General features: G+C 42.5%; 11 protein-coding genes. All 11 read right to left on the bottom strand.

Features of this window, described 5'->3' with window-relative positions; all coding sequences use genetic code 11:
• Window positions 1-259: 259 nt before the first annotated feature.
• Window positions 260-565, bottom strand: a complete 306-nt coding sequence (locus D6024_RS07430; RefSeq protein ID WP_121353950.1) for a DUF6916 family protein — start codon at window positions 563-565, stop codon at window positions 260-262.
• Window positions 531-1,109 (bottom strand): GNAT family N-acetyltransferase, encoded by a 579-nt coding sequence (locus D6024_RS07425; RefSeq protein ID WP_121353949.1) that lies wholly within the window; start codon window positions 1,107-1,109, stop codon window positions 531-533. The genes D6024_RS07430 and D6024_RS07425 overlap by 35 nt, the downstream gene beginning before the upstream one ends.
• Before the next feature lie 29 nt (window positions 1,110-1,138).
• The gene (locus D6024_RS07420; protein WP_162944612.1) at window positions 1,139-2,080 is read right to left on the bottom strand and encodes a metallophosphoesterase family protein; all 942 of its coding nucleotides are present in this window, start codon (window positions 2,078-2,080) and stop codon (window positions 1,139-1,141) included.
• Between the two features lie 846 nt (window positions 2,081-2,926).
• Window positions 2,927-3,853, bottom strand: coding sequence for a DUF6263 family protein (locus D6024_RS07405; protein ID WP_162944611.1), 927 nt, complete (start codon window positions 3,851-3,853; stop codon window positions 2,927-2,929).
• A 381-nt stretch (window positions 3,854-4,234) separates the two neighbouring features.
• Window positions 4,235-4,567 (bottom strand): transposase, encoded by a 333-nt coding sequence (locus tag D6024_RS07400; protein ID WP_121353944.1) that lies wholly within the window; start codon window positions 4,565-4,567, stop codon window positions 4,235-4,237.
• 138 nt (window positions 4,568-4,705) lie between these two features.
• Window positions 4,706-5,086, bottom strand: coding sequence for a hypothetical protein (locus tag D6024_RS07395; RefSeq protein ID WP_121353943.1), 381 nt, complete (start codon window positions 5,084-5,086; stop codon window positions 4,706-4,708).
• Complete coding sequence (locus D6024_RS07390; protein WP_121353942.1) at window positions 5,083-10,200, bottom strand: DUF6443 domain-containing protein; 5,118 nt, start codon at window positions 10,198-10,200, stop codon at window positions 5,083-5,085. The genes D6024_RS07395 and D6024_RS07390 overlap by 4 nt, the downstream gene beginning before the upstream one ends.
• A gap of 23 nt (window positions 10,201-10,223) precedes the next feature.
• On the bottom strand, window positions 10,224-10,604 hold the full coding sequence (locus tag D6024_RS07385) for a hypothetical protein (RefSeq protein ID WP_121353941.1): 381 nt from the start codon (window positions 10,602-10,604) through the stop codon (window positions 10,224-10,226).
• Window positions 10,589-14,956: a DUF5977 domain-containing protein gene (locus tag D6024_RS07380; protein WP_121353940.1), complete on the bottom strand. Its 4,368-nt coding sequence runs from the start codon at window positions 14,954-14,956 to the stop codon at window positions 10,589-10,591. The genes D6024_RS07385 and D6024_RS07380 overlap by 16 nt, the downstream gene beginning before the upstream one ends.
• Before the next feature lie 57 nt (window positions 14,957-15,013).
• Window positions 15,014-15,925, bottom strand: coding sequence for a hypothetical protein (locus tag D6024_RS07375; protein ID WP_121353939.1), 912 nt, complete (start codon window positions 15,923-15,925; stop codon window positions 15,014-15,016).
• An 86-nt stretch (window positions 15,926-16,011) separates the two neighbouring features.
• Complete coding sequence (locus D6024_RS07370; RefSeq protein WP_121353938.1) at window positions 16,012-16,461, bottom strand: hypothetical protein; 450 nt, start codon at window positions 16,459-16,461, stop codon at window positions 16,012-16,014.
• Between the last annotated feature and the right edge of the window lie 26 nt (window positions 16,462-16,487).

The raw sequence follows: 16,487 nt of genomic DNA, 5'->3' as shown, positions 1-16,487 counted from the left end.
TTCACCTACGTAGGGTTGTGCCATATAAAGAACTTTTTATTGAATGAATGAATACACATGTTCACAAAGCCGATTGATGGCAACATCAATGTCGTTCCATGCTGTTTACCTGACCAAACATTTCAACCGCTCTCTGATGTTGACAAACCGTTATTCGGTTTACCTTTTACTTCGCTTATTCCATACCTGAAAGAAAGCTCCGCCAGCGATATTGAACAACCAGTCTACTTAGCAATGACACCAGGCCAATTTCGCCATCCTAAGAGAAGACAGCTTCGTACTGCACGCCCTTCTCGTTGCGCCCGACAGGCACCAGGAAAATCTGCATACGACCCAAAGCGGCTTGCTCAAGGGTATAAATTGCCTGCGGGTAATAACGATCTTTTTGGGTGGTTTGCAGCAGAATGGAAAAAGGCTTACGCTCCAGGTTCGGATAAGCGGGTAAGTCCACAACTTTGTCCAATTGTGCCGCAGCCAAGACGCCAGTCGAAAAATGGATAAAAAAATCGTTTCCGATTTGCGACTGAAAGTCAGCGGCCGTTAAATGCTGTAGTGCGACTGTCATGGCTTGCCTGTTGTTTACTTGTGATGTTTTGCCGGGTAACCGGAGACGTGGCTTTCCACTCGAATAAATGGTAGACACCGTTTGTCTTGCTTACCAATACGAACCCCAATCTTTCATACAGCTTCATCGCCGGATTAAAGCTTTCCACATGAATGGTTACGCTGCTACCCATGCTTTTGGCCAAATCCAACACATCCATTAATATCCTTTTCCCGATGCCGCGGTTTCTCCATTCCGGCAAAAGAGCGATGTCGATGATGCGGATGCTTGTGCCTTCGTAATGTGTGTCAAGGTACAAGCGCCCAATGATTTGAGACCCGTATTCAATCACCCAAAAATGGGCACCTTTGTAGTTGTTCTGATAATAGGCATGCTGCGCCACAAACTGCGATCGCAGAAAGACGTTTTTCTGGGTTGCCGTCCAATCGGTTAATTGATCCAGTTCTTCCGTTCGTGTGCTAGAATAGATCTGACATAAGCTTTCTTCATCAGTGGCGTTGATGGTGCGGAGATGAAGTAAAGGATCAGATAGTTTCAGTACCATAAAAAATGTATCAAGAATTATCTACAGTTTTAAGCGTTGTACACAGCATGTCTCTTTAAAATACTGGCATATGTTTCGTTTCCGGCACCGGCAAAGATTGCCGTTGACGCGACCTTTATCTTTTCGCCATTCTCATTGAAAGTAAGGTCCATGCGGCTCATCATTGCACCTTTTGCACCGGCATAACTAATGATCACTTCATGATTGGATTTATTTCGTACGATTTGCGTATTGTGCAGGGAAGTTTTGTCTGCAGCGCTAACCACCACATCAATACCATCAGAAAGGCAAGCCAACTCTAAGCATTTTTGGCTGGAAGATTGAACAACACAAATGACTAATGTGCATTTTTTTGCTGACCGCAACCGCCGCGCTGTTTGGTTTAATACACCGGAGGCCTGTAAAATTGATGTCGATTGAACACCTTTTAAAGCAGTCTGTCCTGCATTGATTATGCCGATCCTGGTTTTGCCTTTTCTGACGACTGAATAAGGCAATAAAGCACCTTCCGTTGTTGATGGGTAATCAGCCAAAATAACGTGTAAATTATTTTCCTTTACCAACTCCGCAAGGGAGCCTGCACCATTAACCAAATCCGTTCTGCCGGGCACAATCACATCATATCCGGCACGAGATGCCTTTTTATAAATCAGGAGCCGTTCTTCATTTGTCTGACGGCGGCCGGTCATGTTACCGGCGTCAATCACCAGGATTGAAGGCACTTCTTTTTTTAGTTCTGTTATTTTCTGAGAAATATTTTGCAGACCACCCAGGCCTGCCATCGCTTCACCAATCCCTAAAGCGGCCCATTGGCCTTTTATATTGGCTGTATGTAAAATGGTCATCACATCGGTGCCTGGCAGAACCGGATGTTTAGTGCCGGCATCGGCAAAAACATTAAAAGGTCGCAAAACAGAAACAGCACCAACAGCCATAGTAAACTTTACCAAGAAGTTTCTACGATTAATCATGGCATAAAATATTAAACTGTAGGTCGAAATTTCACCATGGGTTGCAGAACAATGCGCACATTTTCTCCAAGTAATGCAAATCCCTTCTTTTCTGTTTATACGGCCAAACAGAAAGGACAGCTTTGAAAGGACACGGTTGTAAAGAGAAAGCAAATAGGAACGGTGGAAAGGTGTTCAGTTAAAATACTGGATAAAACTGGCCTGCAGGGTTTGGGGTGGTTTGCAAACAGAGACAAACAACCATCAAATTAACACATCAACACAAAAAAAAGAAATTTAATTTATTTTTTTTCGCAAACAGGTCGAAAAACGGCATGGATGGAATTGAACTCCTTATCTACCTGATTGAACATCAATGGCAGAAACACGCAATGCGACCGAAAATATATTTTGGTCGTGAATTTATGGATTTTTGAACCTGGAAATTTTTCTATTAAGGAAAGCCGATTACCCATGAAATCATTTTCAAAACGAGCCGAAACGGCGGATCATTCAGGGCGTTCACCCCTCCTATTATGCATTTGAAATTTGCACGTGTCAATAGCGATAAATAACGACTTAACCCAAAATGTTCAGGTCCCTCAAGATCCATAAGAAGATTAACGGTTACAATCATTGTAACCTTTTTGCATTTTCCACCTGCACGAAATTTGCATAAAAGACGTTTTAAATCTTCTTTATTTATTTATCATTTAATAATTTTTGGATAAGCTATTTATACTCTATTTGATCCAACTATTTTAGCTTGAATCTATGCGGCATTAAGAGGATTTCAATAGCAAAAACGCCGCATTGGCTTTCAAAAAACACAAAATAAATTTGACATTTAAATAAATGATATTGATGTTATCCACGGCGTTTTAGCTCAAATTTGCGCTTTATCATTAAAGGCACTTCTCTTCCCTGTATCTTCATTGTGCCTTTCATGATAGAGGTTAATTGACTTCTGACAACCAATCCTGTTTTTGCATTTATTGAATAGGTGCCGTTTTGCTCTCGATGTAGATCAGAAATAACATCATATCCCAATAAATTGGTCATGCCACCTTTACTTTCCAAGCTACCTTTCACAGCAATTAACGCCATTTCGCCATACATATCTTGTAGCGTGCAGGTGTTAGTAAACCTTAAGCCTAGCAAACTATCTTCTGTTGTTTCTTGCCGCCAACTATCACCGACATAAACAAGAGAGTCAGGAAACGTGCAAAAGAACTGTTTTATGTTTTTTCTTACCACCTCCTGGCTTATCTGCTCCCATTGTTGTTTTGCCATTTCTCTTGTAGGACCATCGTTTGGATCAATATTTTTCAATAACTCTTCTCCTACGGATTGATATCCATTGACCTCCAGAATTTCACCCTTAGGCGATAGCTTGCCAGTTATAGATTTCAATTTTAATGCTCCCAATATCTTCTCCACTGGATTAAGAGAAAAAGAAGCATTTTGTGCATCCAGTTCAGAGTCTACAGCACCGTTTTTTATATGACTATGTATTTTATCAAAACTCATTCGAACCGAAAGATTACCCAAACTATCCCTTGCTATTTGATATAAAATACCAAATGAAGACTGACTCAGGTTCTGAATTTCCTTGCCATCGATTACCGTTTCAACTAGCGTTTCGCTATCGATGTCATACTTGTAAGCCATGCCGCCTAACAGCTGCGGCACTAATTTATATCCCTTATCAAACATTTCAGTTTGAGGGGTGGAAGCTGGTTGGCAAGAAACAAAAAAAAGAAGATAAGCAGTAAAAAGTAGAACCTTATTCATAAGAATAATATTGGTTGCGATAGGCTAATTACAAGCGAACTCTTAAATGGAAGTAAGACTTTAGCAGAACATTGCACTAGCCAGTAGCATTGGCGGCTTTAAAGTTTTGTTCTTCGTACTCGTACCGCACTACACATCTTCGATAGCTGTTAAACCAGGCAAAGTAGCGTTCTATTTTCCACTTTTGTCTGTAGCGCCGAAGCTTTCGTTCGTCCTAGGTTTTCGGCTTGCCTCTGTTACTTTTATGCGGCTCAATCAGCTCAACGCCTTTTCTGCCAAGCGCTTGTCCAGCGAATCACTGCCGCAAGCCTGTAACCAATGAGCTTTTCCTGCAGTTTCTTGGCAAAGCTTTCCTGCAGGGCTGTTCCCACTAAAGTGATTTCATGAGGTCTGCAAATTTGATCGAAACAGAAATACTAACACCACCATCAACGTCCGTAGTTGCCATGAACTTGGTGCCTTTACCGCGTTTAATCTTTCGCACATAAATCCCCCTTTTGGCAATTGAGAAGGTGTAGTCGATAAAAACTCACTCATATCGATGCCACCGCGCTCCTGAAGATCACGGGCTAATGCTTCAATTATTTTGTCAAAGACATCAACATCCACCCACTGCTGGAACCTGCGACGACAGGTCTTATACGGCGGATATTCTTTGGGTAAATCCAGCAAGCAGGCACCCGTTTTCACAATCCACAGAATACCTTCCGGCACTTAACGTTCATTTCGCTAAGGGCGGCCCTTGCCTTCACTTCTGACAGAGCCGTAAGGAACAAGATCTTGCATCTTTTCCCATTGTTTGTCTGTAGATCTCATCCCACAAAACTACTCAATCCATTTATGAGACCAGTTCTAGTTATATTTTATAGATATTGATATTATACCACCCTTAGAATCCTCGCTCATTTCAACACACCCCCAATTATAAGATCTACCTCCACCTATTAACCTTAACCTTTTGTAAAGCATATTCTTTTCTTCATTAGTAATTCTATAGTGAGGAAATACATATTTTTTACCTACACCAATATTTATTGAAAACAACTTTTCATTTTTAAACATTAATGATAGGGTGCTTTCACCATTCTCCATATCACAGAAGGAATATATAGTGTAATCTCCGTTTTTATATTCCTTATATGAATATTTTTTAAATTCATTCTTTAATGACTTTGGAGTGATTTGCAAATCATCGATTTTTAAAGCACCATTAGTCTGATTTAAATACATCATTTTAATTGCATAGTTGAGATAAGCTCTAGATTATTTTGATATTTAGGGACAAATATTTGAGGCAATCCCCCTGCCCCAAACTGCGGATTGGCATATGTAGTACCAAATGCAGCCTGAGTAGTTTTTTTTACACGGTATATTCCTACACTTTTTCTTGGGCCCCATAGCGGATGAGGTTGAACTTGCAATCCTTCCCATAGATTTGATTGCGAAAATCCTGACCTATTTAGTCCACTTAGTGTAGTATAATATTCTGACTGACCAGGCAATCCCCCAACAATTATCGTCCCTTCTTTCAGTGTAATATTTCGCCATGCATCCACTCCAGGATATGCTCCTTTGCCCTGCCATGCTTTCGCTAATGCTGCCGCACCCCCTTCAACTACCTCACCACCACCTCTCAATGCCGAAACATCCATCATTAACAGCACACCAAAACCAGCTGCTTTCCAACCATTACCGTCCTTTATGCTTTCAATCAGGCCGACACTGTTGCGCAGTGGTGATTGCACTGCTTCCTTTGTAAAGTTAAGTATTGGTAACGAAGCCTGCACGGCTAGTGGATCTATTGTTGCCTTTTGAAAAGCGGAGTTTCGTTCATGAAACTCTGTCCAATCTTGTATTCTCTGCTGAGCAAGAGGAGACATATCTGCTGATTGCATGAAAGTTTGAGGAAACTTTACAGTTGGCTCTCGCCAGTTGTGAGCTTTGACCTTGTTCAACTCTGCGCAGCCTACGCAAACAGACTCCGCCACATTAACAGCTACTCTTGATACCGGAAGAAGTGCTTTTACAAGGCTCCCAACTTTTGATCCTAGTGAATTAGTCTTCGATACAATCTTAGTCGTGATGGTGATGCCTGGCATTACTTTACTTACAACCTCCGCACCGGTCTTAATTAATACACCTCCGGGAGGAAATATTATACCGCCACTCGGATCAATACCATTTATTGGATCGGCGCCCATACCTAAGTAAGGAGAAGCAAACTGATGAAAAGGATCCTGCTGCACCCACCTACCTATCTGTGGATCATAATTTCGAAGAGTGAAATCCTGCCAGCCTAAATCTTCATCTAATTCAGAAAAGGTTCCTTGGTAGAGGTATTGATTGTCTAATTTCCCTTCAGCCAGATCTCCTATTTTACGCGATGATAACCCCGCTATCTTTAATCCATACGCATAATAATGGTTTTCCTCAATGATGCGGCCCCTATTGTGTGTCACACGAAACCCGTCGAAATATACCGGCTCGTTGCTGGCGTTAGAGAGGTAAACATAACAGTAACCATTCTTCGGCGCCCGGATATTGGGCAGTACAAGAGCGGGTGCGCCACTGCCCGCCTGCTGTACCCGCACAAACGTGCTACCCTCGGATACAAATTGAAACCGCTCGTCAAAAAACAAAATCGTCAGATAGGCTTTGGGTAACGGGTTAGTGGTTTCGTTTCCATACGGAGAAACAGCGTTAGAAAACGGATAAGACGAGCCCAGGGTATTGCTGACAGTGGTAGCACCCTCGCTGGTCACTCCACCTGTTACGGTGCTACCGGTAATAGCTTTCACAAGAGAATTTAATACATCGTTGAGCAAGCTTTCAGTAACACCGCTGGTCGTCGCCGGGTCTCTGTAATAATACTGCACCGTGGCGCTGACCTCATCGCCCCCCATCACCTTAAGCAAGGCATTTGGCCCCATTCGTTTACCTGTCAAATTGCCCAACCGGCTGACCTGACTGCCAATGTCTGGATTTTGCCAGCCAGCACCCGAAGTTTGTCCTGGTATATCCGCAACGGGAAAACGGCTCGTAACCACTTCGTTCGCAGCTCCGCTTTGACCAAAGAGGCCCTCCTCGCCGGATGCTCTTGCCATTTCCATGGTACAGATATTTGAGCCCACATGCGTTTCTTCCGTCAAAATCATTCGCACGTTTTGCTGATAATCGCGTAAGTAGTAATCGAAGACACCTTTTTTCCCGTTGGGAAGTGTAAGGTTTCCACTCAATGTCAAGTAATCAAAACCATTGTTTTGAGAAACATCCTGCATCACCCGAATCCTGCCTTCTTCAAAACCAATGTACTGCAATTCGCTGCCTATGTATACATAGCTGTTGATATAGGTTGTAACAACCGGCGTGGTGCTATTAACTGGTATAAAGAGTTTTTGCAACTTGTTGCCATCTGCGTCGTAGACAAAACGAATCGTACCCTTTCCGGCAATAATGACCTCCTCCGGCTTGTCAAGAAAATTGTATTTGATCCCTGGCTGTTTCCCTGTTTGCGTGCTTTGGGGTAATGTATAGGCGTCCTTATTGAGATCCATTATCAAGTTACCATTGGCGTCATAGTCGTAATCGTTGTCACTGCCGTTGCTCCCATCCTTAAAATCTCCTGCTTTGCCATTGTTTTGGCCGATAGTGGTGCTCAGGTCAGCCACCTTGAGCAACTTGTTGCTAAACTGCGCATAGGTGTATTGCAGATTATCTAGCTCAACAGGTGTTGCATTAGAAAGTGTAAACCCTTTTTGGATCATGGAAAGCAGATTACCATTCAAATCGTATCTGATCTTCCCATTATCTGTGCCTGTCACACTGAAATCCAGTTTTTGGCTGTTCCAAGCGTCATTTGCTGTTTGACGCTCAGTAAAGATTGCTTTTACCAGTCTCCCTGCATTGTCGTAGGTGTAATCGTACCGGCGCTGTTGATCATCTCCCTGGGTCGTCCAAAGTTGTCCTGCAGCCTGACCATTTAGATTTGCGCTACTAAACACTCCATCCCGGTTATCATACCCAAGGTAAAATCCAAAGAAATTGCTCCATTTGTTGTATTTGCTTGGCGTTTTCAGCGCATAGTCCTTATTAATGCCAGTAAGATTACCTTGTAAATTATAGCTGTAAGTCAGTGCCTCAAGCTCATTTTTACCGGATCCCGTATAGCCCGGATCGAGCCGCTTCATCTTCAGTTTGCCCATGTCATCATAGGTATAAGCTGCAATGGTTTTAAAGTTGTTGTTGCCCCATTTTTTCTCAATGGAAGAGATCCTGCCAATCTTATCAAAATTATTTTTTGTCAGCACACCAAAACTGCTATAGCCCGTACCAATTGTTGTATGTTTACTATAACTACTGAGTACACGGCCATCAAAATGGTATTGGAATGTTACCACGTCTTTTCCCGCTTTAAGATTGTCTTCCAGGCTTTGAATTTGGTCCCCACGATCGTCATAGTACGAAGTCGATGTCAGGAATTGCGCCGTACCCAGAATACGCACTTTGCTACCGGTAAGAAAGCCTGTCGTCCGTTGAGTCACAGCGATGGGCTGCACATTTGGGTCGCTACTGCTGTAAGCGGAAATATTATCAAAGTTGACATCAAAGGGTTTTACCCCAGCAAATGCATAATTGTCGTAAAATTGAAACTTGATAATGGTTGAGACTGCAGAATTATTCAAATCACTACTGCTAATCGGATTTTGGTAAACACCAGCTGTAATTAGTGATGGAGCGCCTGTTGCCGCCGGGTCAATTTCAGCGGTAAACTCATCACCGGTATTGCTTGCAAAATCTTGAACAAATTCAATCGTATTTCTTGCCTTATACTGTGTTACCAGCGGATCGCGACTGTCCACCACAAGATCGTTGATAGCCTCACCTGGCGTGGTAACTGAAACAGGACTGTTATTTCCACTGGCAACGGCGCCCTGTAATTCATTTATGGATTTGGTTGTGCGGTAAAGGGTTGTGATAACTGGTCTGTCCAGTTCATCATATAAAGTGGTGGTCCATTCAGCTGGTGACTTCAACCGTTGATTTCCATCCTGCACAAAAACAACTCTGTCCCGACTGTCATAAATCATGAAGAGCGGTTCTGCTCCCGGGGCTTTCTTCCAGGTGTTTCGTCCCTTTTCATCAAACTGATACTGGAAGCAAAATTCATTCAAAACCCTAGTGCCGTCTGCACCTGCAAAAGACCAATTGTGCTCATCCAGGTATTTCACCGCTTCAGGTTGCAACTGATAGCGCAATCGCCCAAAATCGTCGTACACATTATAGGTACAAATCCATCCTTTATAAGCATCAACCGGCACATTGTCTAATTGTACTTTCTTTAAAATCAACTGTCCCGCCTTGTTGCTAAACTCAATTACCCGGTTGTTATCCTTATCGGTAGTACTGTATTTGTAGAGCACCCCTGCAGGGTATGTACCGCCATATATTGGTGCACTTCCTGTAGTATACGACACAGCAAATAATTGCACCTTATCATCTATAGTATTGACCTCGTAGCCCGCCGTATTTCCACTACTGGTATTCCAGGAGTAGCCCGGCAACTTCACATTTTTTACACGATTCAAAGGGCTGTTTTCAAACGCGATTTGTGAAAAACTTTTCGTCTCATTGTAAAGAGCCTGAAAATACTGTATCTGTTCATCTTTGGGCGTTGCCTTAAATCTACCGGATTGGTTAGTGGTTGTGTACGCAAGGTATTGTTCCGGCTCTCTTCCCAGAGCATCGAAAAGAGAAAATTGCACTACATCCCCCCATAGCCCGTTAGCCTGTGCAGGTGTTGCCGTTTCCCTGCTCACCTTCTGAATTGTTCTTCCCAGTCCATCCATATAGGTTGTCGTTTGCAGCTTATCGCCGACAGGCAATGCATCGACAGATAGCCACGTCGTTATACCGTTAATACGAACTGTATGCTCCCGTAGATAATTCCGGTCTTCCCAATTGACAGATACCAATTGTATTTTCACGATATTCGAAAAGAGAAAGTCTCCGGTTGCATCAATCCTTGTTCGCCTTCGGAAATATGTTGTTTGGGGAAGGGGCCCACTAAAAGTATAACTGCTGCTTTGCGCTCCAGATATAGGATTAAAGCTTTCGTCATCGGGTGTAAGGCTACTGTACCATTGATAGCTAAGTCCAGTGTTCGGTATAGCTGCCGGGTAAACTTCAACCAGTTGCGTGGGAGTCTGGCTTGCATTGTATTGATATACACTGGTCACGCTTCCAATACTGTGTGCCGGATTCCAATTGCTTTGTCCCTGAAGCGTTGCAGCCCCAAGAAAACAAAGGCTAAACAGCAGACAGATGTGCAAGAAATACCGATAGTGCATACAGCGTTAGTTGTTGGCTAAGACTAATTGTTGGTGACGAGATTCTGCTTTTTTTGCTTATACAAAAGATATTGTGCATTGGTAAGCACTTCTTTGTAAAGAGAGTCCCTTTTATTTTCAGCTTCCTGAGTCTTGACTTGTAACTGCGCATCGGTGATATCGAATTGTTCTCGTGCAGCTCTTTTCCAATCGTAGATTTGCATATTAGCAGTGAATACCCGTTTTTTTTGCAAGGCAGTCAAACCAAGAGAATCCTGCAGTTTTCCCGCAATCTTACTGGCAACGAGTACTGGAGTCGAATACTGAGCGGACGTTTGCACGGAAGCTATCAGCAGTAAATTCAAAAAATAGATTTTGCTCATAGACATCTCCATGTCGCTTTGAATAATTAATTTATAATACATGGTTGTGTTGATTTTTGTACGTAGTCTGGCGACCAAGAACCATCGCTCCACTCGTAATGATAAATACAGTTGTATAGCCCTGACTCCGGATCGTATATCCAATCGGTATTTACTCTTACGCCAGTTTCGCAAACACCACCGATGCAGGCATATTGAGCGCCAGAGCAACTTGCACAATTCGAACATTCGGTTGAAGGGCCAACGTCTGTCCATCTGGGTGAATTATAAGAAGAACTACTAGGATTAATGTCCACCTCCAATATGAACATGTGATTTTGACCACTAACTATACGACACTCATACGTATTGCTTTCCCATGACCACTGCGGCGTTGTTACAGGAGTACAAACCCTGTGTTCAGGAGAGTTGGCATAAGTGTAGATATTGGCATCGATTTCCGTCGAAGCCTGCTGATCCGCATTAGCCTGACTGATTGTCGAAACATAACGTCCTGCCGGAACAGAATAAGTGACCTGTCCGCCTACAAAGCCGGGACCACAGCTTTCAGAGGTCACCGTCTTCGATTGCAGTGCATTGGTGTAAACTTTCGTACAGCTGCCATTGGCATTGGCAAATGCCTGCGCCTGCGTCAGCAGTTCATTTTGTACCTGGGCGTCTGCATCCTCCTGGCTGATTGCTGACGTATATTTTCCGGCGGTTATGGTGTATTCCACATCACCACCAACATTTCCCGGAACACAATTATTCCGTGAGAACACTTCCTTAGTATAATGACTATAATAAATTGTCGGGCAGCCAACTTGCTTTGAAACGTTATTGTACTCATACATTTTTACAATATTTCCTTTTTCGTCCCTGATCATTCGCATCCGGCCTAAATTGTCGTATTCGTAATAGACGATGCGATTGTTTTCATCACATTCAGACGTCTTACCGATGAGTGGATCGTAGGTCATTGTTTGCATCCGTGCTGTCTTTGGATAGAGACGCAGTTCGTCAATAGTACTGGCGCCGGTCAGGGTAACCTGAGCGGCTCCAAGTGGTAATTCATACTCATAATAGGTCAATCCTTTTAGCGTCGGGCCGGTCGTTTTTAAGATAGCGCCGCTACTAACCGATACGGTGCCAGAACTCCAAAAAGTAAGCTTGTATACTTTTGAAACATTGAGCGATGAAGCAGACAAACTGTTTGCTGTCGATAATAAGAAAGCCTGGTTTCCGGAAATTGACACAAGTGAGGGCGGAGACAATGTGCCGGTTACAGTCCAGCCACCCAGCGATTTCGTTTCAAAACTGGTATATGCACATTTGTCAACCGGCACGCCGTTTACCGGGCTGAAATCAGCGTTCACAACCGCCGCCGTCACATATTTACCATCATTGTCGTATACATTTGAGACGACACGTGCACCCTCGTCTTTCACAGTAACCAGGTTCCCATCGGAGTCGTAGACAAACTTCCTGACTTCCATGAAAGAAGGAGTCGTTGACTGACCAGGAGTATTATAGCGTCGTTCCAATAACCTGCCTGTCATTACAACTCCACTTCCCAACTGAACATACTCGATGCGGTTTTCGTACAACAAGCCGGCTTGGTTTGCGGTCGTTGTTGTAACCGGAAGTGCGATTACATTGTTTGCCTGCAGCGCATAAATAGCGGAACCGCCTGTGTAGTCATCGCTGGAATATGTAAAGGTTTTTTTTATGAGATCACCGTTACTTTGCTCAGCAGTGATTGTATTGACTTCATAGTTGGCTAGCTCATTGTAACTGTAACGGGTGATTGTTTGAACAAACCTGGTTTCATCATTTTCATCAAACGATCTTTCATAGGTTGTTTTAAGGTTTACTCTGCCGGTATAATACCCGTTAAAATCAACAAGCAGGTCACTTGTGCTACCTGTAAGGAATGAACCCGGATCCATAGCCGAATAATCTGTTACGCGTTGAGACGTCGATTTTATTACCAGGTATTTGCAAGATACGAGCTGCGATTTGATGCCAGCAATGCCAGCAAACGACTTGTCGTTAAATTTGATTAGTCTTTTTGCATATGTAGTATCATACTCATTTTCAGTTTGCCTGACTTTTTTTCCGTTTGCATTGTAGACCGTCGTTTTCAGCGGAAGGCCGTAAGCCCACGAGGCAAAGCGTTGTTTTGCAGAAAGTGCTTCATTCCTTGGAAACCAAACCGGATATTGCGCTTCACTGGTAAACTCGTACACTGTTTTCCCATTGTTTCCAGAACTTTCACTTACCTCGACTCGCTTGAATTGGACTGGCAGGGGACTGGCACCATTCAGATCATAGTTGTAATAAATATTAGTCGTCACCAATTTCGAGTAGTCATGGAGACAGGTAATGGCGATGTTGATCACCGTTGTGATGGCATCAATGATTAGGGCGCCAACGCCAGTTCCAGCGGCAATGAATTGTACAACATCCAATATTGTAGTAGCTGTGCTGACAATACCTGCCACTACTGAAAACACCTGCAGTAACTGCTGTGCCGTAGTCAGGTTGATGGCTTGCTGCATGGAAAGAATTCCTGGATACTTGTATTTAAAACTACAGGAAAGGCCTGTGTAAGTCTTTTTTTCAGGATTATAATAATTGGTAATCGTAAGTTGATTACGAGGATTTTCAATACCCCATAATGAAGACGATGTACCTGTCTGATCTAAAACATAGTTATAGATTGTACGTATGGGATTTGCACAACCATTAGCTCCGGTTCCATCAGTTGCACTGGTCACCGAAACATGAACACCTCCAACGCGCTGCAATACATTATTCAACGTTCCCCAATTTTGATCATACTCATATGACAATGTCCCACCGGTTGGATAAATAATCTGCTTCAATAATCCATTCTTGGCATATCCATGCTTCGGATTCAGGAGCAACGTCCCTCCCTGATTATAACGTAGAAAGCAGAGGCCTCGCACATCGTCATAGTCCAATGTTGATATAGACGTATTAAGTAAGCTGTAATTGTAATCAACGCTGTTATCTCCATTATAAAAGCCCCATATATCTTTTTTATAGGAATAAGGTGGCGGCACAATATCATCAGGCAAATCCGAACCGGTGTAATAATCAAATTGGTAAGGCGGAGAATCTTCTTTTAAATCCACACCTATTTTTTTTATAGACCGTAAACAAAGCCGGGCAACGCTTTTTTGAAAAGCAGTAACAGGCGTACCGTAACGATTCAATATAAAATAACTTGTGTTAAGCAAGTACCTCGAAATCGTCCTCGTTTTGAACTCAAATGTGTATTTAATATCAATTGATGTTAGAGCACGCATGCCTGGCAAATCGACTCTATCTTTGGCATATGTAAATTGTGCAGAATGGCCGTCAGGAAAAATGATCTGCGAAAGTTCCGGGCATTGAATTACCGACTTTTTATGTGTAATAATTGCATATTTACTACTTTCATTGTATGAAAAGTCGGCACCTGCATAGTTTGCACTCATTCTCGGTGATCCATATGAAAAAGTAACGACACGACTAGTAAAGGGATCCCGCACTTCACTTAAAAACCACCCATCGATAATCCATTCATTTCTTGTTTCAAACGAAGATTGGTAATAGATCTTTCCTTCTTTGAAATTTGGTTGTGTTTGCACATAACTTAAACTCCTATCACAATAGGATACGTCCAAAACTTTTGAAAGGCTTTTGTTGGAAAACTTATAGAGCAAACCGTCTACATCCTGTATGATAAACGAAGTGATGGTTGTTCGTATGCCTTGGTTAAGTAACGTTTCATCGCGCTGAAATGTAATTTTCAGCTTTGTATCCCCCAACGGAATACCAACATCACCAGATGGTCCATCGTACGTCGGTGCAGAAGGGGCATTTAAGACGAACATTCCGGATTTTCCGTTGAACTGAAAAGTGAAGTAATCTAATTGCCTATCTTCTGTAACGCTATTATGAGGTTTATACAACTGGTTACGGTGTGGATACAACGGATATTTTGTTACGGCAGTTGGCGCGCCTTGGTAAGCCGGTGCACTTGCATATAAATAACCGTTCGGATACTTGTTAATATCCTCTAAGTTCCCCGACCTTTCCTTTTGATCATCTGGTTCTCCTACCTGCATTCGCGTAATCATACCGCCGGCAATTAGGCTCCAACCTTGTCCCATATTGGAAGCCACTTCATTGGTCTTCAACCCGTTTCCAGAATTGTAGTTGAGCGCAATCATTGCATTCAACGACGATTTGTGGTCTTTCCAGTCGAACAAGGGAAGCGAAAAGATGGCACTTCCCGTTTGCAGGTTGACTTGCCCGTAAGTGGGATATTTAGCCAGCAACAAAGAAATGACAAGTCCAAAGGACAACCAGTTTCTTTCCCAAGTATGAAATATGGTATTCATATCACAGTTGTAAATGACTTTCTCAAAATGCGCTGCGGTTCAAAAGAGATTAAAGTTTTATTTTTTAAATTTTTGACCAGAAGCTTTCTTCAAATCAATCAATATTGTTTTTTGCTTGTTAGTTAGACGCTGTTGCTTCCTTAGTATCGTTTGTTGTGCATCCACCGTCTTTTTTAGGTCAATCAAATACAACGTGAGTTCTTCAATTTTCCTAAGGAGTGCAGCCTGGTTCGCGCCTATATCAATACCTTCTTTTTCTATTTCCGCGGCAGAGGCAAGGTCAGGCAGATGATTGTGCATCTTGATATAAGCTTCAACTTCACTGAGAGTTGGTAGTTTATACTTCGGGTGGAATACATAGTCAGGCCATGCACTGTATTGTTTTACTTTTATTTTGGTGAAAATGGCATCACCATTAACAGCTAGTCTGTAGCCTGCTGGAAGAGTTGCCATACCGATGCCAACATTTCCATTAGAATTGATTACAAAGTCACTTGCGGTATGAACTTGAAATGGATTGGTAGGAGCGACATTGTTTCCTAATCCTAATGCCACTCCCCCGGAACCGACTGTCATCGATGTGACGTTGCCAGTCCTAAATTGGGTTATCATACTATATGGTGAATTGAACATCGTACCGAATGTCGCATCATAATTGAAGGAGTAATTTGAGAAAGATGGGCTAACCGCGTTTGAGCCGAACCAAATATTGGGCTCGCAATAAGTACCGTCAGAGGATTTCAACGAACCAATTAAGATCTTTGAATAAGTCGGATAAATTGGATCCGTGATTCGCACGCCGATTACTTCATTTGCTGCGGCATTTTTCACCACATCAATTGTCATAGTTGGACTTGTCGTACCAACACCTGCATTTCCATCGGCGGGAAACTTATTGGTTACTGTTTGTGCGAAGGCAGTATAAGTAAAAAATATATAGAACGCTAAAAAGATGAATGGCTTTTTCATTCAATAAGTTCTTTGAGATTAATAAATCGATAATTGGGGTTCAAGGTTAACTGAAGTGATCTTGTTTGAAGTCGGTATTTTACGCTTTAAGGTGTATTCGTTAATAGTTTTCTTCCCTCTAGCAGAATTGCATTATAGTCATCAACTTCTTTTTTGTCTAGTTGTTCCAGGTAATTTGTCAAAAAACTGCTTTTGCAGTTTCGTATAGCAATGTCAATGCGATTGTACACGATTTTGGCACCTCTGTATGCGGAACTACGTAAAGCAGTTGATAAGAACATAAGTGTTCCGATTTTCACGCTGTCAATCTGAATAATTGTTGTGTCGGTTGGCGCTCCAGCACTTCTAAATCTATTACGGATGTCATTGAAAAAAAATTCCTGGAGCGGCTTATTGTACACGAAAAGTGAACTGATAAATTCAGCGTCTCTGGCTTCTAATAAAAGTGGACCTGTTGTCATATTCATAGTATCTACTTGACCAAAGCACTGGAAAAGCGAAAGAGAAGTGACAATTGTTAAGAATAGCTTTTTCATGCCTATTGTTTTTGCTATTTTGTTTT

This window comes from Flavisolibacter nicotianae, from assembly GCF_003628535.1.
Classification (GTDB): Bacteria; Bacteroidota; Bacteroidia; order Chitinophagales; family Chitinophagaceae; genus Flavisolibacter; species Flavisolibacter nicotianae.
The sequence above is the reverse complement of the archived record's forward strand: the minus strand, read 5'-3'. Positions and strand labels throughout refer to the sequence as shown.